Origin of the sequence: Paenibacillus sinensis, assembly GCF_019904155.1 — a bacterium.
GTDB classification, from domain to species: Bacteria; Bacillota; Bacilli; order Paenibacillales; family Paenibacillaceae; genus Paenibacillus_AQ; species Paenibacillus_AQ sinensis.
This window is the reverse complement of record NZ_JAHCMB010000006.1, coordinates 30,732-52,645: the sequence shown is the minus strand read 5'-3', so window position 1 is coordinate 52,645 and position 21,914 is coordinate 30,732. Positions and strand designations below refer to the sequence as shown.

Annotated in this window: 20 protein-coding genes; 1 reads left to right on the top strand and 19 read right to left on the bottom strand. The window is 54.3% G+C overall.

The features are described 5' to 3' along the window. Window positions 1-4: 4 nt before the first annotated feature. From KIH86_RS00315 to KIH86_RS00300, 4 genes are all read right to left on the bottom strand, one after another. The gene (locus tag KIH86_RS00315; RefSeq protein WP_223087820.1) at window positions 5-1,393 is read right to left on the bottom strand and encodes a cytochrome ubiquinol oxidase subunit I; all 1,389 of its coding nucleotides are present in this window, start codon (window positions 1,391-1,393) and stop codon (window positions 5-7) included. Window positions 1,394-1,624: 231 nt separating this feature from the next. Continuing rightward, a complete protein-coding gene (locus tag KIH86_RS00310) occupies window positions 1,625-1,855 on the bottom strand; it encodes a cold-shock protein (protein WP_223087823.1) in 231 nt (76 codons plus the stop codon). Between the two features lie 225 nt (window positions 1,856-2,080). Next, on the bottom strand, window positions 2,081-2,281 hold the full coding sequence (locus tag KIH86_RS00305) for a cold-shock protein (RefSeq protein ID WP_039878010.1): 201 nt from the start codon (window positions 2,279-2,281) through the stop codon (window positions 2,081-2,083). Window positions 2,282-2,566: 285 nt separating this feature from the next. Beyond that, complete coding sequence (locus KIH86_RS00300) at window positions 2,567-3,805, bottom strand: S1C family serine protease (protein ID WP_223087826.1); 1,239 nt, start codon at window positions 3,803-3,805, stop codon at window positions 2,567-2,569. A 309-nt stretch (window positions 3,806-4,114) separates the two neighbouring features. On the opposite strand from KIH86_RS00300, the gene KIH86_RS00295 reads away from it, so the two are divergent. After that, a complete protein-coding gene (locus tag KIH86_RS00295; protein WP_407672217.1) occupies window positions 4,115-4,309 on the top strand; it encodes a hypothetical protein in 195 nt (64 codons plus the stop codon). Here the strand turns inward: KIH86_RS00295 and KIH86_RS00290 are convergent. From KIH86_RS00290 to KIH86_RS00220, 15 genes are all read right to left on the bottom strand, one after another. Continuing rightward, the gene (locus tag KIH86_RS00290) at window positions 4,278-5,084 is read right to left on the bottom strand and encodes an MBL fold metallo-hydrolase (RefSeq protein ID WP_223087831.1); all 807 of its coding nucleotides are present in this window, start codon (window positions 5,082-5,084) and stop codon (window positions 4,278-4,280) included. The two genes, KIH86_RS00295 and KIH86_RS00290, sit on opposite strands and share 32 nt — an antisense overlap. A gap of 40 nt (window positions 5,085-5,124) precedes the next feature. Continuing rightward, on the bottom strand, window positions 5,125-5,856 hold the full coding sequence (gene yycI / locus KIH86_RS00285) for a two-component system regulatory protein YycI (protein ID WP_223087833.1): 732 nt from the start codon (window positions 5,854-5,856) through the stop codon (window positions 5,125-5,127). A gap of 28 nt (window positions 5,857-5,884) precedes the next feature. Continuing rightward, window positions 5,885-7,177: a YycH family regulatory protein gene (locus KIH86_RS00280; RefSeq protein WP_223087836.1), complete on the bottom strand. Its 1,293-nt coding sequence runs from the start codon at window positions 7,175-7,177 to the stop codon at window positions 5,885-5,887. Then, window positions 7,174-9,006, bottom strand: a complete 1,833-nt coding sequence (gene walK, locus KIH86_RS00275; RefSeq protein WP_223087839.1) for a cell wall metabolism sensor histidine kinase WalK — start codon at window positions 9,004-9,006, stop codon at window positions 7,174-7,176. Before walK ends, KIH86_RS00280 begins: the two co-directional genes overlap by 4 nt. After that, on the bottom strand, window positions 9,006-9,737 hold the full coding sequence (yycF, locus tag KIH86_RS00270) for a response regulator YycF (RefSeq protein WP_316503370.1): 732 nt from the start codon (window positions 9,735-9,737) through the stop codon (window positions 9,006-9,008). The genes walK and yycF overlap by 1 nt, the downstream gene beginning before the upstream one ends. A gap of 518 nt (window positions 9,738-10,255) precedes the next feature. Beyond that, on the bottom strand, window positions 10,256-11,788 hold the full coding sequence (locus tag KIH86_RS00265; protein ID WP_223087841.1) for a peptidoglycan DD-metalloendopeptidase family protein: 1,533 nt from the start codon (window positions 11,786-11,788) through the stop codon (window positions 10,256-10,258). A 337-nt stretch (window positions 11,789-12,125) separates the two neighbouring features. Next, entirely contained in the window at window positions 12,126-12,839 is a 714-nt protein-coding gene (locus KIH86_RS00260; RefSeq protein WP_223087844.1) for a hypothetical protein, read from the bottom strand. Window positions 12,840-13,141: 302 nt separating this feature from the next. Further along, window positions 13,142-14,428 (bottom strand): adenylosuccinate synthase, encoded by a 1,287-nt coding sequence (locus KIH86_RS00255; protein WP_223087847.1) that lies wholly within the window; start codon window positions 14,426-14,428, stop codon window positions 13,142-13,144. Between the two features lie 214 nt (window positions 14,429-14,642). Next, on the bottom strand, window positions 14,643-16,004 hold the full coding sequence (gene dnaB / locus KIH86_RS00250; RefSeq protein WP_223087850.1) for a replicative DNA helicase: 1,362 nt from the start codon (window positions 16,002-16,004) through the stop codon (window positions 14,643-14,645). A 1-nt stretch (window position 16,005) separates the two neighbouring features. After that, complete coding sequence (rplI, locus tag KIH86_RS00245) at window positions 16,006-16,452, bottom strand: 50S ribosomal protein L9 (protein ID WP_223087852.1); 447 nt, start codon at window positions 16,450-16,452, stop codon at window positions 16,006-16,008. Continuing rightward, window positions 16,449-18,449 (bottom strand): DHH family phosphoesterase, encoded by a 2,001-nt coding sequence (locus tag KIH86_RS00240; RefSeq protein ID WP_223087854.1) that lies wholly within the window; start codon window positions 18,447-18,449, stop codon window positions 16,449-16,451. Before KIH86_RS00240 ends, rplI begins: the two co-directional genes overlap by 4 nt. An 11-nt stretch (window positions 18,450-18,460) precedes the next feature. Further along, entirely contained in the window at window positions 18,461-19,375 is a 915-nt protein-coding gene (locus KIH86_RS00235) for a DUF2232 domain-containing protein (RefSeq protein WP_223087857.1), read from the bottom strand. A 6-nt stretch (window positions 19,376-19,381) separates the two neighbouring features. After that, complete coding sequence (locus KIH86_RS00230; RefSeq protein ID WP_223087938.1) at window positions 19,382-19,684, bottom strand: MazG-like family protein; 303 nt, start codon at window positions 19,682-19,684, stop codon at window positions 19,382-19,384. A 261-nt stretch (window positions 19,685-19,945) separates the two neighbouring features. Next, on the bottom strand, window positions 19,946-20,371 hold the full coding sequence (locus KIH86_RS00225; RefSeq protein ID WP_223087859.1) for a CBS domain-containing protein: 426 nt from the start codon (window positions 20,369-20,371) through the stop codon (window positions 19,946-19,948). Window positions 20,372-20,519: 148 nt separating this feature from the next. Beyond that, entirely contained in the window at window positions 20,520-21,548 is a 1,029-nt protein-coding gene (locus KIH86_RS00220) for an LCP family protein (protein ID WP_223087861.1), read from the bottom strand. Window positions 21,549-21,914 lie beyond the last annotated feature (366 nt).

Sequence of the window (21,914 nt, the reverse complement as noted above, 5' to 3'; positions counted from 1 at the left end):
AGTATCACTCCTTCGTATTATATGGATCTGTCGAATGCTCCGATTCGTCTTCGATGCCATTCGGTCCTTTTTTGATTACCTTGACGAACAGATAGATCAGCACGATAAGCAGTGCGGCGTATGCAGTATTAAAAGTAATGAGCGAGAACAGCACCTGCCCGGACGTAATATTCGGCGAGACGCTCTTGTCGGTCGTCAAGAGTCCGAATACGGTCCATGGCTGACGGCCGAACTCGGTCATCGTCCAGCCCGCAGTGTTGGCAATCGGCGGCAGCAGTAGTCCGGTGAGACAGATCCGCAAGTACTTCGTGTTCGGCTGATCCAATTTTTTGCGCCACATCAAATATATTGCCCACAACGTAATGAAAATCATGGCCATACCGGCCGCGATCATAATACGGAAGCTCCAGAACGTTGTGCGAACCGGCGGAATATAGTCCCCAGGGCCGTAGGCCTGCTCATATTCGCTCTGCAGCGTGTTCATCCCTTTGACGGAACCTGAGAACTTGCTGTAAGACAGGAAGCTGAGAACGTACGGAACCTTGAGCTCATGACTGCTAACTTTGTTCTCCGGGTCAATGCTGGCCACAACAGTCCATGGCGCAGGGTCGGCGCTGTCTTCCCAAAGTCCTTCGGACGCGGCCATCTTCATCGGCTGTGTCTTGACCAGATACTGAGCCTGCCAGTGTCCGGCAAAGGCAACGCCGATGGAGGAGATAACGCCGACAATCGCGGCAATCTGGAAGGAGCGCTTAAAGAAGTCCATATCCTGCTTCTTGAGCAGCTTGAATGCACTGATCCCGATAATCAGAAACGCACCGGTGGCGAAAGCGCCGAGCACCGTATGCGGGAACTCAACCAGAACCTGACCGTTCGTGATCAGGGACAGAAAATCATTCATTTCCGCCCGCCCGTTGTTAATCGTATATCCTACCGGATGCTGCATGAAGGAATTCGCGGCCAGAATCCAGAACGCGGACAACGTCGTGCCGATGGCTACGAACCAGATGGAGAGCAGGTGGATTTTCTTCGATACCTTCTCCCAGCCGAAGATCCAGATCCCGATGAATGTCGATTCCAGAAAGAACGCAAGCAGCGCTTCAATCGCCAGCGGCGCTCCGAAGATATCTCCGACAAATCGGGAATAATCCGACCAGTTCATACCGAACTGGAATTCCTGGAGAATACCGGTAACCACACCGATAGCGAAGTTGACCAGGAACAGCTTGCCCCAGAACTTCGCCATCCGTTTGTATACCTCGTCCCCTTTGCGCACATACATGGTCTCCATGATCGCGATGATGAAAGACAATCCGATCGTGACAGGCACAAAGAAAAAGTGAAAAATCGTTGTCGACGCAAACTGCATACGCGACAGCATTAGAACGTCCATGGTTTCCCTTCCTTCCCCCCGTTTAATTGCTTTTATTCTGTCAAAATTTAAAGCGATAGATTGTGATATATGTCACACATCCACGGGCTTTTTATCGGTCAAAACCAATAAATTTGTGACATTGATCACAAAAGATGTAGAAAAAAGCAAAAAAAATAAGACGGTTTTCCGTCTTTTGTCTTTTTATCTCCTCTACCTTCTATTTCTCTATATTGAGGAACAGACATCCTGTTAGGAAATGGAGATTCCTTTTTTCAGCGATTTGAGATCACCGTTAGAATTGAGCAGCTGGGGAAGCATTTTCGATCCCTGCTTCATCGGAGCCTGGCATAAGGGACAGGTCGGCGCAGTCTCAAACGTGAAGTTGTCTCTCATCCACCCGTTGCAATCATCGTTCGTGCAGGACCATACGGCCGTCATCTCTTCCGGTATTTCTTCCATGGGCTTCTTCCGGTAGTTCATTGCCGTTCCCTCCCTTTCTTTCGCTAAAATGCTTAACAAAAGGTCAGACGCATGCATCTATAGGATCAAAGCGGGTGATTCATCCGCTCTCCTATCCGCAGAAAGAAACCGCTCCATCCTCATAGACAGTGCAGCCTATGCATTCTTATATCCAAGGATTGAACTCTCCATATTTGTAAAAAAGGCCGCCCCGACTCTATGACAAGCGGGACGGCGGGGTTTGATTTACAGTTTTACAACGTTCTCAGCTTGCGGTCCGCGGTTGCCTTGAACAACGTTGAATTCAACGCGTTGGCCTTCGTCCAACGTTTTGAAGCCTTCGCCAGTGATCGCGCTGAAGTGTACGAATACGTCGCTTCCGCCTTCAACTTCGATGAAGCCAAAGCCTTTTTCTGCGTTGAACCATTTAACTGTACCTGTTTGCATTGTGTATAGCCTCCAAAAAAGAAATTAATATGTTATTTTGTCTTTGAACAAAGAAAAAATTCACACATTGAAAAAGGCTCTCCGCCCATCGACAACCCTTTTCAATGTGAAAATTCGGGTTCGAGCATAACATATGATTTAGATCATAGTACCACATCACAGCCCTAAAGGCAAGCTGAGCTAAAGGCTATTCATCCTTCGCAGCAGGCCGTTTTCCTGATTTATCAAGGGCTGCGGCCTGCCATGAAAGGAACGCCTTATCATTATATCCGGGATCTTCCGGAATTATTCCTCCGGTTTTTGCTCCAGTTTCACGGTGACCTCTTTCTCAACCCCGTCCCGGTAAAACGTAATAACAAGGGAGTCACCGACCTTCGTGTCGTCGTACAGATACTTGCGCAGGCTAATGGTCGAATCGATCGTCTGTCCGTTGAACTTCGTGATGACGTCGTTCAGCTTGAGCCCCGCTTCTTTCGCCGGGCCTACAACATCGAGAACAACTACGCCTTCGGTTACGCTGCTCGGCAGGTGAAGCGATTTAAGCTGATTCTCGTCAAGCGGCACGTACGGATTGTTCAGATCCATGGAATAGACGCCAAGATAGGACCGGACAATCTTCCCGTTCGCGGCCAGCTCCTCGGCAATCTTCACGACATGGTTGGCTGGAATAGCGAATCCGAGGCCTTCGACGCCGGTATCGGAAATCTTCATCGTGTTGATGCCGATGACCCGGCCGTTCAAATCCACGAGCGCGCCCCCGCTGTTGCCTTCATTGATGGCAGCGTCGGTCTGGATAACCTCCTGCTCCCAATCATACACGCCGTCCTGATTCAGCGATACCGGTATCTTCCGGTTCGTGTAGCTGACAATGCCGGAGGTCAGCGTGTCACCCAGACCAAGCGGGTTGCCGATGGCGATGACCGTCTCGCCCAACTGCAGCTTGGAGGAATCGCCCATCTTCGCCAGCGTGTTGATGCCGTCCGCATTTACCGAGAGCACAGCCAAATCGCTGACCTTATCCGCTCCCACGAGTTCGGCTTTGCGGGTCTCGCCGTCCACCATGACGATCTCCAGCTTGCTTGCACCGGAAATGACGTGGTTGTTGGTGATAATATAAGCCTTCCCGTTCTCTTTCTTATAAATCACGCCTGAGCCAAGAGCCGACTCATCAAGCTGGCTCTTGCTGGTATCTTCCTTATGGTTGATAATGCTGACGACCGCTGGGCGTACAGCCGCCGCCGCTTGCACAATGCGGTCGTAAGGATCCCCGCTGCTCTGCTTGACGTTCTGAATAACAGCGGGAAAATGGGACTTGTCATGGGTCAGCTGCCCAGTCACAAGGCTGAACAGCAGTACCGCGACAACTGCGCTGATAACGGAGCTGATAGCGGAAATCTGCAGGGTGGACAGATTGCGGCTCTTGCTCCGCGCCGACCATCCTCGGGGCATCGGCTGCTTGGAGGCCTTCCGCTCTCTCCTTCTGGACACTCTGGTTGAATAGAAATCATCATCAAACAGTCCCACTTGTCACTCTCTCCCCTCTGTAACTCCCGCACCAAGCATGAAGCAGCATTTCCGTACCCGTTCTTTATAAACACAAGGAATATATGGCAGCAGCCACGACTATACTAATAGAAAATAATAGCCGCACCGAACATTCATAGTTTGCATAGCAGGCGAAAAATCACCTGCAGACGCTCTCCCAGGCAGCTCCCGAACCTTCGGGCTCCGCTTCGCCCTCCTATTGTATCACAGCGGCGGGAAGATGCGGCCTGTTCCCGCAAAATAAAACTTCCCATATAAAGGATGTGTAATGAGGTCATGGAATCTTCAATGAGCAGTATGGATCTGGTGCAATTTATTGGCAAGCTCGGCGATCTCAAGGACGAGCACTACCACCTCACACTCACGCTCAGCGCAGTGGTCGAGCTTATGATCGACAAGGGATTCATTACCCGCCGCGAGCTTGAGGGCAAAATGTCCGAGCTGGATCAGCTTATGATTCGCTCACCGTATCCCATGGCGTAGGCCGGTCGTAATACGTATCGCACAGCCTGAACTCGCTATCCTTGTAGAAGCAGCCCCGGTCCTCCATCGCCGCGCGTACCGACATTCTCGCAAGATCGATCATATTGTGATCGCGGCTCAGATGGGCGAGATAGGTCCGCTTTGTGCGTCCCGTCAGAATCTCGCTAAGCGCCGCGCCAGCCGCGTCATTGGACAAATGGCCCATATCGCCGAGAATCCGCCGCTTCGTATTCCAGGGATAGCGCCCCATCCGGAGCATCTCAATGTCGTGGTTAGCTTCCAGCACGAGAACGTCAGCGTCCGAAATCGCCAGCCTCACCTTCTCGCTGACATAGCCCAGGTCTGTTGCCACACTGAGCTTGTCCTTGCCATCATAGAAGTTGTAGCCGACCGGCTCGGCGGCGTCATGCGAGATGGCGAACGACTCGACCCGCATGTCGCCGAAATCAAGATGCTCGCCGGTCTCCAGAATATGCCGGTTATGCTCTTCAATGCTGCCGATGCTCTTCTCGATTGCTCCCCAGGTGTTCGTGTTGGCATAGATCGGCAGATTATATTTGCGCGCCACCGCTCCAAGCCCCTTGATGTGGTCGGAGTGCTCATGCGTTACGAGGATGCCGGCCAGCTCTTCGCCTTTCATCTCGCGTATGGCCATCAGTTCCTCTATCCGTTTCGCGCTGAGACCCGCATCGATCATCACCGTCTTGCCGCCGCCCCGTATGATCGTGGCGTTACCGGTCGAACCGCTGGACAGCACCGTAAAAGATATTCCCATCGTTGTCTTCCCCTCTTATATTCATCCCGGACCCTTTTGCTCAAGGCGTCTTGGGACTGATGATATCGGCGCTGATGCCGTTCACGTAATACGTCTTGCCGTCCTCCAGCATAAACCGCCACATCGGCGCCGCCACCTGGCTCTCCGAATTAAACAGCTCGCCGTAGTAGCCAAGCTCGATTTCCTTTACTGCGGCTCCTTGCGGAAAAAATTTCTCAATCAGACTGCCCAGCGCCTTCGACGCCGGCAGCACCTTCTGAGCCTTGCCTTTACCGTTCTCGCCGATCTCGATCTGGGGCCGCCGGTAGGCGACGATCTTCTGATTGTCGTAGATCAGTTCAAGCTTCACGCTGAACAACGGCCACTTGCCGTCGACCAGCGGATGAAGCACGAACACGCCGCCCTCGCTCTCCAGCGAGTCGAACCGGAAATTCCCGATATCCGGAATTTCATCCTGAAGCTCCGCGCTCAGCTCGGAGAACGTAAAGATCAGCTTGCTGTCTACCGGCTGGTTCAGCTTCACCGTCCCATCCCCATCTCCCGCCGAGTAGCGGTAGGTGATGTCGGGGAGCTGGGGCGTATTCGCCGGAATCGGAGACAGGATACGGATATCCTTCTCCTTCATAATCTGCTGGGTGGCATCCGACAGCGAGGTGAAGTCCATGCTGGCGCTCGCCTGATCGCGCAGATCGATCCACAGCTGGTAGCACAGCAGCAGATTCAGCAGCAGAAACGAGTAGATCAGCACACTTTTGGCCCTTCCCCAATCCATGAACTCCCCTCCTTTTCCCTATCCGTCGTCATTCCAGCGTTGTGGTGTTTCCATTGCCCAGCTCAACCTGCCAGACCGGCACCAGCTCCAGATTCTTCCCTTTCTCCAGCGGTTTGTACACCGGGTACAAATCGATGACAGTTGTGCCCTTGGAGACTTCCGCCAGCTTCACGCGGAGCTCGTCCCCGCCCGGCAGCTGGGCCACCTTCTTGGTCCCCCCATTCTCTTGACTGTACATGAGAGACCGTTCATAGGCCGTCACCGTACCCTGCTGAAGCTGGAGGCGAATCTGCCCATAATGAAGCTGCGGCTGATCCAGCACAGGGTAGGCGCCATATGGATAGGAGCCAAAATAGCGCTGGAAGGAGACCGTCCGGTCCTGGTCAATCTCCTGCGCCGACTGAAACCGGTACGTGCCATTCCAGCCGCCATGCTGGTTGACGAAATCGACCGCCTCCAGCACATCCTTGGCATCGTTGCTCTCCCCGGCCGGCAGCGCGGTCGGATCGCTGTAGCTCATCCACTTCCGGTCTTCGTCGACCTGAAGGCTGCGCTTGCTGTCCGTGTAGATTTCCGAACCATCTTTTTCCAGTATATATCGGGTACTGCCTGCGTCAAAGAAGAGACTGCTCTGCATCTGCTCCACCGTATACAGTCCGGAAGGCATTTCGGCCTGAAGCAGAGAGAGACTGCTCTCCGGCACATAGTAACTGCCGTTCACCGTCGTATATGGCGTCCATGACTTGCCGAAATCCACATGCTGCTGCACGTCCTGAACGGTAAGGTCGGCCTTGGCGGCCTCGTAGACGATATCTCCTCTTGTGCTGAAAAAGACGGCATGCGGCTTCGAATCATTCTTCGCCGTATAGATCCAGATCCGGTCGATGCTCTCCTCCTCGAACAGGGAATCCGGCGACAGCTGCATGATCCGCTGCAGCAGCGCGACGGGAATCCCGGAGCCGAAGGATAGCTCGATGCCCGGATTCTCGGTGCGGATTTTGGCCCAGTCGAAGTCCTGGACCGAGCGGCGCTGAAAGCTCTCAAAGCTGCGTCCCTTCAACCTCGTCAGGATCAAGTTATAGAAGGTGGAACTCGGGTAGAACAGCGTATGCTTACCGTTCCCGAGATGAATGACCATCCGGCTGGGGTACAGCAGGTTCTCCGCCTTCTCTTCAGGCCCCATATTGTCGGTCTTCACATACAGGTTCTCGGAGAACACGGCCGAGTCGCTGCCCGGCAGCCGGTAGACCAGATAATAGCTCTCGACCAGACTGCTCAGGACAAGCAGCGTCAAGATCCAGGATTTCACCCGTTCCTTCATGCCTGCTCCCCCCTTTGCGTGTCAAGAGGCAGCGTAAAGGTTACCTTGGAGCCCTGGTCCAGCTCCGATTGAAGCCAGATCGTCCCTCCGTGCGCCTTCACAATTTCCCGGGCAATGGACAGCCCGAGACCGGTGCCGCCCATATTGCGCGAACGGGCCTTATCCACCCGGTAAAAGCGCTCGAAGATGCGCTCGATATCTCTCTTCGGAATGCCGATGCCGGAGTCCTGAACGGACACCTCCAGCATCCCGGCCTCGCTCTTCCCCGCTTCCAGTTCGATGCGCCCGCCCTCTGGCGTATATTTCAACGCGTTGGAGACCAGATTGCCGAGCACCTGATCGATCTGGTCGCGATCCAGCCAGGCCGTCGTGACACCCCGGCGCACGACGGTGCTGATCGAGATCCGTTTCTGCCGAATCTGGAAGGAGAAGCGGTCCGCCACATCCTCCAGCATCTCGGCTATATCGGTCTCCTGGTAGCGAAGCTGCGCTTCCCGCGAGTCGAAGCGTGACAGGTGCAGCAGGTCCGTAACGAGCCGGATCATCCGCTCCGTCTCGCTGCGGATGACGCCGACGAAGCGTCCGGCAAGCTGCGGGTCCTCCAGCGCGCCGTCATCGAGTGCTTCCGCATAGCTCTTGATCGTCGTCAGCGGCGTCCGCAGCTCATGCGAGACGTTCGCGACGAACTCACGGCGGGACGCTTCGAGATTTTCCTGCTCGGTTACGTCCTGCAGCACGGCGATCGTGCCTGCTGTACCGCCCTCGCGCCGGTGGATCGGCGTGAAGGTGACCCGGACGATGTTCGGGTTCTCGCCCTCTTCCTCGCCCAGCCGCAGCATGGTTGACTGCGCCATGCCGCCTTCCAGCGCCGTCGTCTGATCGGGAACCAAGCCGAGCAGCCCCTCCAGCCGCAGTCCCGCAGGCAGTTGCTTCTCCGAGCAGCCCAGCATCAGCGTGGCCCGGCGGTTCATCAGGATGACCCGGCCAGTCTCGTCGGTAGCGACCACCCCGTCGCTCATATTCGTCAGAATAGAGGCGAGCTTCTCCTTCTCCTCCTCGTTCTGGGATAGCGCGACTCTCAGTCTGCCCGTCATATAGTTGAACGCTTTGCTGAGCTGGCCGATTTCGTCACTGCCGAAGATCGGCATCTTCCGGTCGAAGCTGCCCTCTGCGACCTCCGTGGCGTGCCGGGTCATCTCCTTGATCGGCTGCGTAATCGTATGCGCCAGAATGACGCCCAGAACCGCCGTAAGTGCGAGTGCAATCAGCATGCCGGAGATGAATACGCTGTTGATCCGGCTGATCGTCGCATACAGATCCTTCATGTCCGCCGCGATGTAGATAGCGCCAACCACCTTGCCGCCAAGCCATACGGGCTTGGCCACAACTTTTTTTCGCACATTGTCGTCGCCGATAATATACTCTTCGTTGTCCCCGATTCCCTGAAGCGCCCGGCTGACTACGGTCTGCGTGTTGCGCTGTCCCACATAATCGGTCTGCGACGGAACCGAGGTGGTGATGATTTTGCCGCTGGCATCCAGTACCTGAATTTCCGCGCCGCTGATGTACAGATTGTTCACCATGCCGCGGAGGCTGTCGACCGAGGAATCCTCGTCCGCGCCGCCCGCTTCGCTGCCGAACTTGTCTGCCGTCAGGATGGACAGCATCTCCGCCCTTGCCTTCAAGTCCTTCGTGAAGTTGTCGGTCAGTGAATTCTTCATAGAGCTTACAAAATACACGCCGATCAGCTGCATCGCAATCAGAATCAGCAGCACGTAAATGATGATCAGCTTCGCTTGAATTGTCCGGAAGAAGGACATCCCTTTCATCACAATCCTCCGTTTTTAGGACTGTGCATCAAATAACCGAGCCCGCGGCGCGTGAAGATATATTCCGGCTTGCTCGGGTTCTCCTCGATTTTTTCTCTAAGCCGCCGGATGGTTACATCGACGGTCCGGACGTCTCCGAAATACTCAAATCCCCATACCGCCTGAAGCAGATGCTCCCTGGTCATGACCTTGCCAGCATGGCGGACCATATAATGCAGCAGTTCGTACTCGCGGTGCGTCAGATCGAGCGGCTCCCCGTTCTTATAGACGGTATACATATCGGTGTCGATGAACAGATCGAAATGATGGATGCCCTGCTTACTCTCCTCGGGTCCGCTCGCTGTCTCCGCCAAGGCTGGCTTGTTCTGCCGGCGCATCTGCGCCTTCACCCGGGCCAGCAGCTCGCGCGTGCTGAACGGCTTGGTCACATAATCGTCCGCGCCCATCTCAAGGCCGAGCACTTTGTCGATCTCCCCGTCCTTGGCGGTCAGCATGATGATGGGGATATCCAGATGTGCGGAGCGTACCTCGCGGCACACATCCATACCGTCCTTGCCGGGCAGCATGAGATCCAGCAGCATCAGATCGGGCCGTTTGGACAGAGCCAGATCGACCGCGCTGATCCCGTCAAAGGCGCATACTACTTCGTATCCTTCTTTTTCGAGGTTAAACTTCAAGATATCTGCAATCGGCTGCTCGTCATCTACAACCAGAATCGTTCCCATCGCCATAATTCCACCGTTTCACCCTTCATTGTTACTATAAAACTCTTTCCACTTATTTTAACACACCTGCCCTGGCGTCACATCCTACGAAGTATATAGGCTGCACCCATGGCGGCAAAAACAGCAAAATAACCCCACGACTCCAAAAGTGAGTCCTTGGCTTCGAAGCGTTAGCAGCAGTCGGGACGGTCAAAGCAATCGAGGCAGTTAGGGTAGTCGAAGCAGCGTGGCGGTCGGGACGATTAGCGTGGTCGGGCAGCCCGGGCAGTTGGGGAGGTCGAAACAGTCAAGACGATCAGCGCGTCCAGGCAGTTGGGGCAGTCAAGGTGATCAGAACGGGGCAATCGGACGGTCTGTGCAATCGGGGCGATTAGCGCGGTCGGTCCGTTGGGGCAATCGAGGCGATCAAGGCACTCGAAACAGATTCAGGTACTTGCGGACACCCCGCCAACCTGTACATTTCTCTCCAGCCAAGAAAACCGCCCGGCGGCTGCCGGACGGCTCTTCCCAATCATCTTGCAGTTTTAATTCAAAAACTTCAGCGGATTCATTGCCGTGCCGCTCTTGCGGATCTCGAAATGCAAATGAGTACCCGTAGAGCGTCCCGTGCTTCCCATAATGCCGATCGACTCGCCCTGGCTCAGCTTCTGGCCGGTGGAGACGAGGATTTTGCTTAAGTGGCCGTAGTAGGTTTCGTACCCGTTGCCATGGCTGATGACCACGACATTGCCATATCCGTTCTGGACACCGGCAAAGGTAACGGTTCCGGCATCAGCCGCTTTGATCGTGCGGTTGCCGGAGACAAGATCGACGCCCTTATGCGCTCTTCCCCAGCGTTCGCCGAAGCTGCTGGAGATCACTGCTCCGCTGACCGGCCAGGCGAAACCGCCCGAACCGACACCGACCACCTTCGTTCCGCGATACACGACGGTCGGCAGTGAAGCCTTCAGGACAGTCTGACCGAGCCATTCTTCCTTGACGACTTCACCATTCTCCTTGGTCAGCCGGTACTGCATTTCCTTCAGTCCGGTCTGCCCCGGACGCACGACCTTGACCTTGCCCTTCGGCAGCAGGCTGCTCGTGCGGATCTCAACCTCAGGCTCTGTGACGATGGTTTCCTTCGCCGTCTCGGTCGTAACGACCGTTACTGGAGGCTGGGGAACCGTCAGCTTCAGCTCGTCATCGATCTGCAGCGTCAATTCCTTCACATCAGGATTGTTCTGATAAATCTCCTTCTGCGTCACGCCATAGCGCTTGGCGATGCTGGAAATCGTATCGCCTTCACGAACGGTATAAACTAGCGGCGATTCAACGCCCTGGGTAAGCGCCTTGACAGCCTCCTTCACGTCCAGCACCTTATTGGGATCGGCCTTAACGGGCACGATGGAAATCTTCTCGCGAATATCCGCCGACTGCACATGATCTCCGGAAGAGGCGGAAGACGTGGAAGCGGCCGTCCGGGTCAGCTTCGACTTGGCAGCTGCAGCCTCCGTCTCTCCGGATATGTAGTAGTCCTTGACTCCCTTCAGGACGGCGCTTGCCGTCTCCTGATCCTTGACAATTCCGACCGTTTTGCCGTCGACTACCAACTGTACGCCTACGGCATAGGCCTTCAGCATTTCACTCAACTTGTCCAGCGTCGCTTCGCTGTTCACTTCCGGCTTGTAGGCTTTCTCCGCTTCGGTCGTAATGCCGTCCGTCTGGAGCACCATCACTTCATCCGGGTACTTGTCCTGATATTCCTGCTGTTTGGTCTTGAAGAGGGTCTGCAAATCATCCTTGTTGTAGAGCGTTCCGATCTCCTTGCCGTGCAGCAGAACCCGGTAATAACTCTCCGTATTGGCTTCGACGTAATGCTGGTGCGCCGAGGCGGCGGAGATGGCCAGTATTGCAACACCGGCAACGGCGCCCAGCCAGGCGAGACGCATCCGTCGGCGGGAACGCTTCTCCGGCTGCGTATGCACCATGCCGGTTTCGTCCTCCGGTTGTCCGGTCACCAGGCCGGAAGACAGCTCATGCCTGTTCTTCCAATCCTGGAAGTCGTTCTTCCCTTTCATGAAACTCTCCCTTTCAGCCTGCCCCTTATACCGCCTTAAGCAGCCGGGACTATGGTAAGACCGCTTGGTCACTTTTTGTATGAGCAGAAAGTATATGCTGAGCGCTTTAGCAAGCGCATTCGAATGACGTGGAATAAGTTACAAAAAATTAACCAAATCAGGTCCCTGTTTACTTTAACACAGGCGAAAGAGACATTTCAACTTTGGGCGCAGCACATAAAGAACCGGCATGAAAGCTCATACTTCCGCTTTACATGCCGGTTCCTCCCGATTTTTCTAAAGCTGAACCCCTTTTCTCCACAAGACGTTCACTGTATTTCTGCTTGAAATTGCCATGCTACGGCGTGCTGGAATCCGCAGTCAGCATCGCCATCAGCTTGTTGTATTCATCTTGGGTAACGTACTTGGAAATAATCGACTGAATGTCCGCGACCTCCTGCTCTGTCAGCCCGTTCTCCATGTCGGCGGATATTTTCTGCATCTCATCCTGCGGGACCTTCTTCATCAAAATGTTGAAAATGCTCACCTTATCCTCGGAAGGCAGGTTCTTCTTAAGGTCCTTCATATCATCCGGCGTGACAACGAGCTGCTGATCGGTCCCGGCTGTGCTGTCCTCCGAAACGGCGCCCATAACAGGCAGTGCATCGTCCTGGGCCTGTCCCCCTCCGGCGGTGCCTCCGCTTCCCTGCTTCGTTGTTGCTGCGGACACTGCCCCGCCGGAATTCGAGGAGGCCGTAGGGACCGCCTCCTCGAACGAAGCGGAAGCCGATGGCGTTGGCACGGCCCCGGCCGTGCCCAATGCCGTCTGCGAGCCGTCTTTCTTATCCTTGGCGGCCGCATTGCTCTTGTCGGCTGTCTTGGACCCTCCGGTCCCCAGCAGCGCACTCAGCATACCGCCAAAGCCCGGGCCTGGCGTCTCCACCTTCAAACCGACTTCATTCATCACAGAGCGGACATAGGCGTTGACGACTACACCCGTTGTCAGAATGGTGAGACAGCCGGACAACACCGCGATCAGGCAGATGCCCAGCCCGCGTTTTACCCATTTCATGTTCATCTCTCCCCTGTAACTGGCACATGATAGCGCGTATTTCATCATGCCCGGTTGGGCATAGATCGGCTATTCTTCAGTATGCCCGATAAGGGCCGGGAGAAACGTGTAGGGAAGCCGGCTATCCAAATTGGCCAGTTGCCTGTGGCGGGCATCCAGAGTGTACAGAACGATGTGATTGCGATGAGATGTGATACGATGAACTGGACGCCGCTTACGGGGAGTTGGCCCAATAGCTAAAAAACCCGCCGGAGCGCTGGCTCCGGCGGATTGATCCGTACTTCATTCGTACTTCTGCTGGGTTATTCGTAAATCGGCAGCACCTGGTTCGTCTGGTCACGGTTGCGGCCGACGGAGAAGATGGCAATCGGGATGCCCGTCAGTTCGGAGACACGCTCCACATATCTGCGGGTATTCTCCGGCAGATCCTTCAATGTCTTGGCCGAAGTGATGTCCTCATCCCAGCCAGGAAGCTCTTCATACACCGCTTCGCATTCGGCCAGCATCTTCAGGCTTGCCGGATAGTGGGTGATGATCTCGCCGCGGTATTTGTAGCCGGTGCAGATTTTGACCGTCTTCAGACCGCTCAGCACATCCAGCGAGTTCAGCGACAGACCCGTCAGGCCGCTCACCCGGCGCGCATGGCGGACAACGACGCTGTCGAACCAGCCTACGCGACGCGGACGTCCGGTTACGGTTCCGTATTCATGTCCGGTCTCGCGGATCAGGTCGCCAATCTCGTCATTCAGCTCGGTCGGGAACGGACCGTCGCCGACACGGGTTGTGTACGATTTGGCTACCCCGATAACCTGCTTGATCTTGGAAGGTCCAACACCGGAGCCGATGCAGACGCCACCCGCCGACGGATTGGACGACGTAACGAACGGATACGTACCCTGGTCGATGTCGAGCATAACGCCCTGGGCGCCTTCGAACAGCACCTTGGAGCTGTCATCGATTGCATCGTTCAGCACGACCGAAGTATCGGTTACGTAAGGGCGGAGCACTTCCGCGTATTCCAGGTACTGCTTCAGCGTCTCTTCGACATCCAGCGGCTCGCCGCCATACACCTGGGTGATGACTTGGTTCTTCTCGTTCATCAGGTGACGCAGCTTCAACTCGAACTCTTCCGCATCCATCAGATCGGCGATCCGGATGCCGCCGCGGGCCGCTTTGTCCATATAAGCCGGACCGATGCCCTTGCGGGTTGTGCCGATCTTGTTCGGCCCCTTGCGGTCTTCCTCCAGCGCGTCCAGCACCATATGGTAAGGCATGATGACATGGGCGCGGTCACTGACCTTCAGATTGTCCGTATCGAAGCCATTCTCGTGAATATAGTTGATTTCGTCGATTAACGCGGCTGGATTGATCACCATGCCGTTGCCGATCACGCAGATCTTTTCTTTATAGAAGATACCCGATGGAATCAGGCTGAGCTTGAATTTCTTGCCGTCAATCAGAATCGTGTGGCCGGCATTATTGCCCCCTTGATAGCGGGCGACCACATCTGCACGCTCTGCCAGAAAGTCCGTGATTTTGCCTTTGCCTTCGTCTCCCCATTGTGTTCCCACAACGACTACCGTTGACATGTTCATTCCTCCGTTGGTGCTGCTGTCGGCACCATTATTTATTGATAGGGCCTCTTAAGATCATAATAATTAAGCAGCCCCAAACGGTCGCCTTAGACGGTTTAATCCGCTAAAGCACAATTATCAGTGTAACAGCCGTTATTTTCAAAGTCAAATAAAAACGAACGATTGCACGGGTGAATGTGCAATCGTTCGGAAATTGTCAGAAGTATTCTTACCCGGCGAATGGTTCGGCATGGGTACGCTCGTAGTTAACGAACTTGTTGAAATTTTTCAGGAACACCAGCTCCACGGTTCCCACTGGCCCGTTACGCTGCTTGGCGATAATGATCTCGATAATGTTCTTCTTCTCAGTCTCCTGATTATAATAGTCGTCCCGGTACAGGAACGCTACGATATCAGCGTCCTGCTCGATCGAGCCCGACTCGCGAAGGTCCGACATCATCGGCCGCTTGTCCTGCCGCTGTTCGACGCCGCGGCTAAGCTGGGAGAGCGCGATGACTGGAACATCCAGCTCACGCGCAATCTGCTTCAGCGTCCGGGAAATATCCGAGACCTCCTGCTGGCGGTTCTCCCCGTTCTTGCCGCGGCCCTGGATCAGCTGGAGATAGTCGATCAGGATCATGCCGAGCCCCTTCTCCTTTTTGAGTCTCCGGCATTTGGCCCGGATATCGGCCACGGTAATTCCGGGCGTATCGTCAATATAAATCTCCGCTTCCGAGAGCGATGCAATACCCATCGTGAGCTTGGACCAATCATCATCGCTCTTGAAGTCGCCGGTTCGCATCAGATTTGCATCCAGATTCGCCTCGGCGCAAATCATACGCTGTACCAGCTGGGCGGCGGACATTTCCAGACTGAATATGGCAACCGTCTCCTTGGCGCGCACGGCGACATTCTGGGCGATATTCAGCGCGAACGCCGTCTTGCCGACAGAAGGACGGGCCGCCACGATAATCAGGTCGTTGCGCTGGAAGCCGTTCGTCATCCGGTCCAGATCGGCGAAGCCTGAAGGAATGCCTGAGGTTCCTCCCCGGTTCTGGTGAAGCAGCTCAACCCGTTCGAACACTTCCATCAACACATCGCGGATGGCGATAAATCCACTGCCGCTCCGTCGGTTGGAGATTTCGAGAATGCGCCGCTCCGCATCGCTCAGCATGCCGGCAACGTCCTCGCCGCCGCTGTAGCCTTCGCTGACAATCTGCGTCGCCGTGCGAATTAGCCGGCGGAGCATGGCCTTTTCTTCGAGAATTTGAGCGTAATAGTCCACATTGGCGGCCGTCGGAACTGCATGCGCCAGCTTGGCCAGATAGCTGACTCCTCCAATATCCTCAAGCTCTCCCTTATCCTGAAGCTTGGCTGTCAGGGTGACCAAATCGATGGGCTGGTTCTCTTCTCCGAGCTGTATCATCGCTTCAAAGATCATTTGATGCGGCTTGTCGTAGAAGTCTTCGGTGCTCACCCGCTCCATGACGGTTATCAGCGCTTCATCCTGCAGCAGAATCGCGCCGATGACCGCTTGTTCCGCTTCCAGATTCTGCGGGGGAACCCGATCGAAAAAGAGATCTCCGCCCATACTATTCCTCCGTGACCTGGACCTTCAGCACTGCCTTGACTTCCGTATGAAGCTTCACTTGAACCTGTGTCGTTCCCAGATGGCGGATCGGCTCTTCGAGCTCGATCTTGCGCTTGTCGATCGTAATGCCGTTCTGCTTCGTCAGCGCTTCGGCAATTTGCTTGCTTGTAATGGCGCCGAACAGCCGGCCGCCTTCCCCGGCTTTCGCTTTCATGTCAAGCGTCAGGGCACCCAGCTTCTCACCGAGGTTCTGCGCTTCTTCCTTCTCCTGATCTTTGCGGCGCTGCTCGGCTGCTGCCTGATTCTCCAGCGTCTTCATGTTGCCATCGGTCGCCGGGCGCGCCATACCGCGCGGCAGCAGGAAGTTCGTTGCGTAACCTTCCGATACCTCCTTGATTTGCCCCTTCTTGCCTTGTCCTTTAACATCCTTGATGAATATTACTTTCATTCGAACAGACCCTCTTTCGATTCAATTTCTGCCAGCACCTCCAGCAGTCTGGCCTCCGCATCCTTGCATGTTCCCTCCAACTGGGCCGCAGCATTCGTCAAATGGCCGCCTCCGCCCAGCTTCTCCATCACAACCTGAACATTCATCCGCCCCAGGGAACGGGCGCTGATGCCGATCAGGCCGTCAGGCCGCTCGCTGATCACGAACGAGGCCAGAACATTCGTCATCCCAAGCAGTGTGTCAGCCGTCTGGGCGATCAGCAGCTGCGGAATTTTCATGCCCGCCTCTGTCACAACGAGCGCAATATGGTCGTAGACCATTCGGGCGTGCTTGATAATTTCCGCTTTGGAGATGTACTCCTGAAGATCTTCCTTCAGCATCCGCTGTATGAGGACAGTATCGGCCCCCAAGCGGCGGAGAAATCCCGCCGCTTCGAACGTCCGCGACCCCGTATGCAGAGCAAAATGCTTCGTATCCACCGTAATCCCCGCCAGCAGCATCGTCGCCTCCAGCGTGCTGAGCTTGACCTTCTCGTGGATATACTGCAGAAGCTCGGTTACAAGCTCGCAGGTCGAGGACGCATACGGCTCCAGGTAGACAAGCACCGCTTCGTTGATAAACTCCTCGCCCCGGCGGTGGTGATCCACGACCACAATCCGGCTGGCGGACTGCACAAGCCGCGGTTCCATCGTCATGGAAGCCTTGTGCGTATCGACCACGATCAGCAGCGTGTGCTCGGTCATGATCTGCAGCGCCTGCTCTGTGTTGATGAATGAGCTGTACAGCTCCTCATCCCGCTTCAGCTGATCCAGCATGCGCGTAATGGAGGGGTTCGGGCCATCCAGCACAATGTCGGCCTCGACATTGTACATCTGGGCCGCCCGCAGAAGGCCGATCGACGCGCCAACCGCGTCGATATCGGGATTGCGGTGGCCCATGATGATGACCCGGTCGCTCTCCTGGATCAGGTCGCGCAGCGCATGCGCGATGACCCGTGCCCGCACCCGGGTCCGCTTCTCGGCGGCATTCGTCTTGCCACCATAGAAGGACAGCCGCTGGCCCGCCTTGACGGCGGCCTGGTCCCCGCCTCTGCCGAGCGCCATGTCAAGGCTCGACTGAGCCAGAGCGCCGAGCTCGCTGGCGGACTCGGCACCGAAGGCAAGGCCGATGCTCAATGTCATCGGCACCTTCAGATCGGCCGTCATTTCCCGGACCTCGTCCAGAATGACGAAACGGCTCTCCTCCAGCGCCTGCAGGCTGCGGTGGTTCAGGAGCATCAAATACCGCTCCGAAGACAAGCGGCGCAGATATACATCAAACTGTCTGGCCCAATCGGTAATTTCGCTCGTAACCTTTGCGATCAGCGAAGTCCTCTGCTGGTCATCCATCCCCTGCGCGGCCTCGTCGAGATTATCCATCAGCAGGATTCCTAGAGCCAGCTTCTCCTCCTCGTAGCGCTGTCGCAGATCGACAAGCTCGGTGATTTCGAACAAATACAGCAGCCGTTCACTCGGTACGATCACGACCTGATAGTAACGTTCGTCAACGCTGATTTCCAACCGGATTTCCTTCTGAACTCCGTCCTTGCCGCTTTCCCGCTTCACAGGCTGGACCATCACAGGTCCCAGATCCGGCAGCAGGTCGGGCAGCAGATCGCCAACCAACGATTTCCGCGCAAAGATCTCTCCGGCGTAACGGTTGCTCCATTCAACATTCCGATCCTCACCGTACAGAATAATGCCCAACGGCAGCGTGCTGACCGCTTCACCTTCCACCCGCTTGATGCGGAAGGTGAGACTATTGATGTATTCCACCAAATTGCGCCGGAAAGACAGCTCCGTCTTCAGCATGGTGATGCACAGCGTGCCGGCCAGGAATAGACAGACTACGCCAAGCACCCAATTATATATACTGACGGCAATAACCAGAACCAGCAGCAGCAAGAACGCCCAAACGGTGTGATAGCCGTGCCAGCGCCGTTGCAAAAATTTTGGCATGAGCACTCACCCTATCGTTTCGATTTGGACACCATTTCACGCACCGGCGCCACCAGATCGATGATTCCGATTATCCAGATCGGAGGCAGCAGGATGGCGATCACCGAAAGCGCAACCGGAAATATTTTGTTCCAATTCCGCTCATGTGCAACGAAGAAGAAGAAGCCGATCGTCTGCATAATGAAGCAGATACGCAAGAGCGGTACCAGATTATCCGTAAGCATGAGCACAAAATTGTTGCTCGAATTATAGAAGAACATCTGCAGTACCGTCGCAATCAGGTAATACCAGATGAACGACTTGGGAATTCTCCACTCCCGGGCAGGCTTCAGCTTCGGAACGGCATAGCCTATGCTTGCGAGGATCGGTCTCACAATCGAATGCGTGACCACGGTGATCAGGGAAGATCCCATAATAAGCGCAAGCGGGATAACCTGGATAAAGGCCCGGCTGTTGTTGCTGATATCGGAGCTGTCGCCCAGAATTCCGCCCATTCCGAATTCCTGTATCGGTGACAATGCCATCGTACGCATCTCGTTGAGCACATCATAGACGTAGGAATACAGATCAAATTGAAACAACGTCTTGCCCAGCAGCAGAAGCAGCAGGAACTCGCCCATCAGCGTTATTGCACCCGCCAACATCGTTGACAGGGCCGGAGCCTTCCTTTTATACCATCGTCCCATGACAAGCGCGGGTATAATCAGATAGGCTGCGATCACGATATAGATCGGACTGATGATCCCCAGAATAAGCCATACGGGCAGGATCGTTAAGATAAACTGCCTCACGTTCAACGTCGCGAACAATACAACGGCCGGTACCATCAAAAACAAAGTTGTAATAATAATGAATGGGGTTGACAGCGATAACAGCAGGAGCAGATAGGCAACACTCCAGGCCAGGGATGTCCAGCGATATTTCAACAATGTTCACCTCTTACGCATATGTTCTTCTAGTGCGGATATATCCTGATACCACTCTTCCAGCTGGTGACCTTCCTGCCGGTGCTTTCGCAGCTTCTCCATCAGCGCGTCATCCAGATCGCGATATGAAATGCCAAGCCTGCGTCCCAGTATATACGAACTCATAATGAGACTCGCCAAGCTGTCGCTGACCCGTGAGGTGCTGCCCTCCCATAATGCTTTGAATAACCGTGAAACCTGATCGATAACCTCAGTCTTCAGCCATTCAATGACCTTGGCCCGTTTGGCTACATCCAAATCCTTCGGCATATTGGACACGTCTTCTCTACCTCCGGGAAAAAGCTTTATTCTCCATTATATCATAAATGATACCGCGCCACACAGAAGGCAGCTCCCCGGCAATGCCTGCCCAAGATAATTGCTTGACGATTTTTTTAGACAGTGAATATTTACCGGGAAATATTGGGCATATTTCATATGCGAAGGCTATCAATCCTTATGTTCTAAAAAAGCCCGCATTCCCTCACCCGGAAAATGCAGGCCTGATCGACATCCGCGCCGAATCGCCCGTTACATGGATTCCAGCGACTGGCGGGTAACAAATTTCTCGCAGTATTCGATAATTTGGCTGCGCCGTACAATTCCGATAAAGCGGTTCATATCATCGACAACCGGTACAAAGTTCTGTACTTTGGCCAGATTGATCAAATCCTCCATGTCCGCATCGATAGACACCGCTTTGTTGCTCATTCTCAACGGAATGTCTTTCAGCAGAAATTTCGAAGCATTCTCAAACGTAGCCTTGCCTCCCGAATCTTTCATATACCACAGAAGATCGCCTTCCGTTACCGTGCCGGCATATTCGCCATTGGAATTCAGGATGGGGACAGCCGTGTACCTGTGATGCTCCATCCGCTCCAGCGTCTGCCGCAGCGTGGAGTCAAGCGTCACACAGGCCACCTCCTGCTTGGGCAGCAAAAAAAACGCAATATTCATTATCCAGGTCCTCCTCAGAAAGTCCCCCAGGAAATCATTTTTTTGTTCCAGTATACCATAACAACGGCAAGCAGCAGCCGGTAAAGTAACCTGGGCTGCTGCTTGGTTTGATCTTATGTTCGCTCAATGTTCAAAGATTGGAAGGGCTTTACTGAGCCGCGGAGGTCGCTTTTGCTTCCAGAGCGTTGCTTGCCTTTCCGGGCTCGATCAACTGATCTACCGGAGTGGAAGCATTCATCCAATTGTCGATCATGGCCTTCGCTTCCTTCAGATCTTTTTCATCGACCATATCATAATAAATGCCGTCAATCTTCGTTCCTTCCCCCATTACGGTAAAGCTGGATATATCCGCTTCCTTGCCGCCCATGAACTTCTTGGCAAGATCGGTAATCATCGTCGGTGGAATATCCGTCTTTAAGTTCTCGCCCAGAATGCTCAGCAGATCATCCACCTTGCTGATCTGCCCCAGCGAGAGCATCTTGTTCGCCAATACATCCATGAAGACCTGCTGGCGCTTGGTACGGTTAAAGTCACTGTCTTCCCGGTAGCGGACATAATTGAGCGATTCCTCGCCGTTGTACAGATCCTTTCCGCCGACAATGGTGAACTTCTCATGGTCTTTGCCTTTGTTCTCGATCGTCTTCTTGATCGGCAGGGGCAGTCCGCCCAGCGCATCGACAACATCCTTGACACCATTGAAATTGATGGTGGCATAATACTGAATATCGTGGCCGAGGAGCGCCTCCATCGTGTCTTTAGCCATCTGTTGACCGCCGAAAGCGTAGGCATGGGTAATCTTGTCTTTCTTGTTATCGTCATGACCGATAATTTCTGTGTATGTGTCACGCGGTATGGAAATCAACAGCACCTTATAATCATTCGGTCTTACCACTGCATAGATCATCGTATCGGAACGGGCCGTCTCATTCTTGCGTTGGTCTGTACCAAGCAGCATCAAGGAGAATGGATCGCTTTTATAGACAATCGGCTCAGGCTTAACCGTCTTGTCCTCGTTAAGAGGCTGATACGACTTCTCCTGAAGCGTGGCTTCCACTTTATCCGACAGGAACAGATCGAATGCCAGAACCGTCAGCGGCTTGCGGAACAGGAACACACCCGCGGCCAGCACCAGAACGACGATATAAGCAATATATATTTTTTTCCACTTTTTTTTCATATCAATTCCTTCTTTATCATTAATAGATTAGACAAGGATGAATGCACCTCTTCGTGTATATTTGCAATGCCGCTCCCCGATACGCGCTCACGACTTATAAGTATGAGATCAAACCCCACAGATTTCGTGCAGCGGGCACCTACTCCCACGGAACAGGCATGAATTGTAGTTAGGCAATATTACTATTGTAATCACAACGAGCTGAAAAAGAAACAACAAAATCCGACACCCCTGGATAAAAAAGCATCCTGCAGGAATTCGATTCCAACAGAATGCTCCCGAATAGCCCCGTCGAATAAGCTTATGGCACAGCTGATTGTAAATACCCCAACTATATGCCGCTGCTCATTCAAACATTCGATCAAG

Bases quoted from the DNA above. Each gene is read 5' to 3' on its own strand.
- KIH86_RS00315 (WP_223087820.1), bottom strand. From the start codon at position 1,393: ATGGACGTTCTAATGCTGTCGCGTATGCAGTTTGCGTCGACAACGATT.
- KIH86_RS00310 (WP_223087823.1), bottom strand. From the start codon at position 1,855: ATGAACTACCGGAAGAAGCCCATGGAAGAAATACCGGAAGAGATGACG.
- KIH86_RS00305 (WP_039878010.1), bottom strand. From the start codon at position 2,281: ATGCAAACAGGTACAGTTAAATGGTTCAACGCAGAAAAAGGCTTTGGC.
- KIH86_RS00295 (WP_407672217.1), top strand. From the start codon at position 4,115: ATGAGCAGTATGGATCTGGTGCAATTTATTGGCAAGCTCGGCGATCTC.
- KIH86_RS00290 (WP_223087831.1), bottom strand. From the start codon at position 5,084: ATGGGAATATCTTTTACGGTGCTGTCCAGCGGTTCGACCGGTAACGCC.
- yycI (WP_223087833.1), bottom strand. From the start codon at position 5,856: ATGGATTGGGGAAGGGCCAAAAGTGTGCTGATCTACTCGTTTCTGCTG.
- KIH86_RS00280 (WP_223087836.1), bottom strand. From the start codon at position 7,177: ATGAAGGAACGGGTGAAATCCTGGATCTTGACGCTGCTTGTCCTGAGC.
- walK (WP_223087839.1), bottom strand. From the start codon at position 9,006: ATGAAAGGGATGTCCTTCTTCCGGACAATTCAAGCGAAGCTGATCATC.
- yycF (WP_316503370.1), bottom strand. From the start codon at position 9,737: ATGGCGATGGGAACGATTCTGGTTGTAGATGACGAGCAGCCGATTGCA.
- KIH86_RS00265 (WP_223087841.1), bottom strand. From the start codon at position 11,788: ATGAAAGGGAAGAACGACTTCCAGGATTGGAAGAACAGGCATGAGCTG.
- KIH86_RS00260 (WP_223087844.1), bottom strand. From the start codon at position 12,839: ATGAAATGGGTAAAACGCGGGCTGGGCATCTGCCTGATCGCGGTGTTG.
- KIH86_RS00255 (WP_223087847.1), bottom strand. From the start codon at position 14,428: ATGTCAACGGTAGTCGTTGTGGGAACACAATGGGGAGACGAAGGCAAA.
- dnaB (WP_223087850.1), bottom strand. From the start codon at position 16,004: ATGGGCGGAGATCTCTTTTTCGATCGGGTTCCCCCGCAGAATCTGGAA.
- rplI (WP_223087852.1), bottom strand. From the start codon at position 16,452: ATGAAAGTAATATTCATCAAGGATGTTAAAGGACAAGGCAAGAAGGGG.
- KIH86_RS00240 (WP_223087854.1), bottom strand. From the start codon at position 18,449: ATGCCAAAATTTTTGCAACGGCGCTGGCACGGCTATCACACCGTTTGG.
- KIH86_RS00230 (WP_223087938.1), bottom strand. From the start codon at position 19,684: ATGCCGAAGGATTTGGATGTAGCCAAACGGGCCAAGGTCATTGAATGG.
- KIH86_RS00225 (WP_223087859.1), bottom strand. From the start codon at position 20,371: ATGAATATTGCGTTTTTTTTGCTGCCCAAGCAGGAGGTGGCCTGTGTG.
- KIH86_RS00220 (WP_223087861.1), bottom strand. From the start codon at position 21,548: ATGAAAAAAAAGTGGAAAAAAATATATATTGCTTATATCGTCGTTCTG.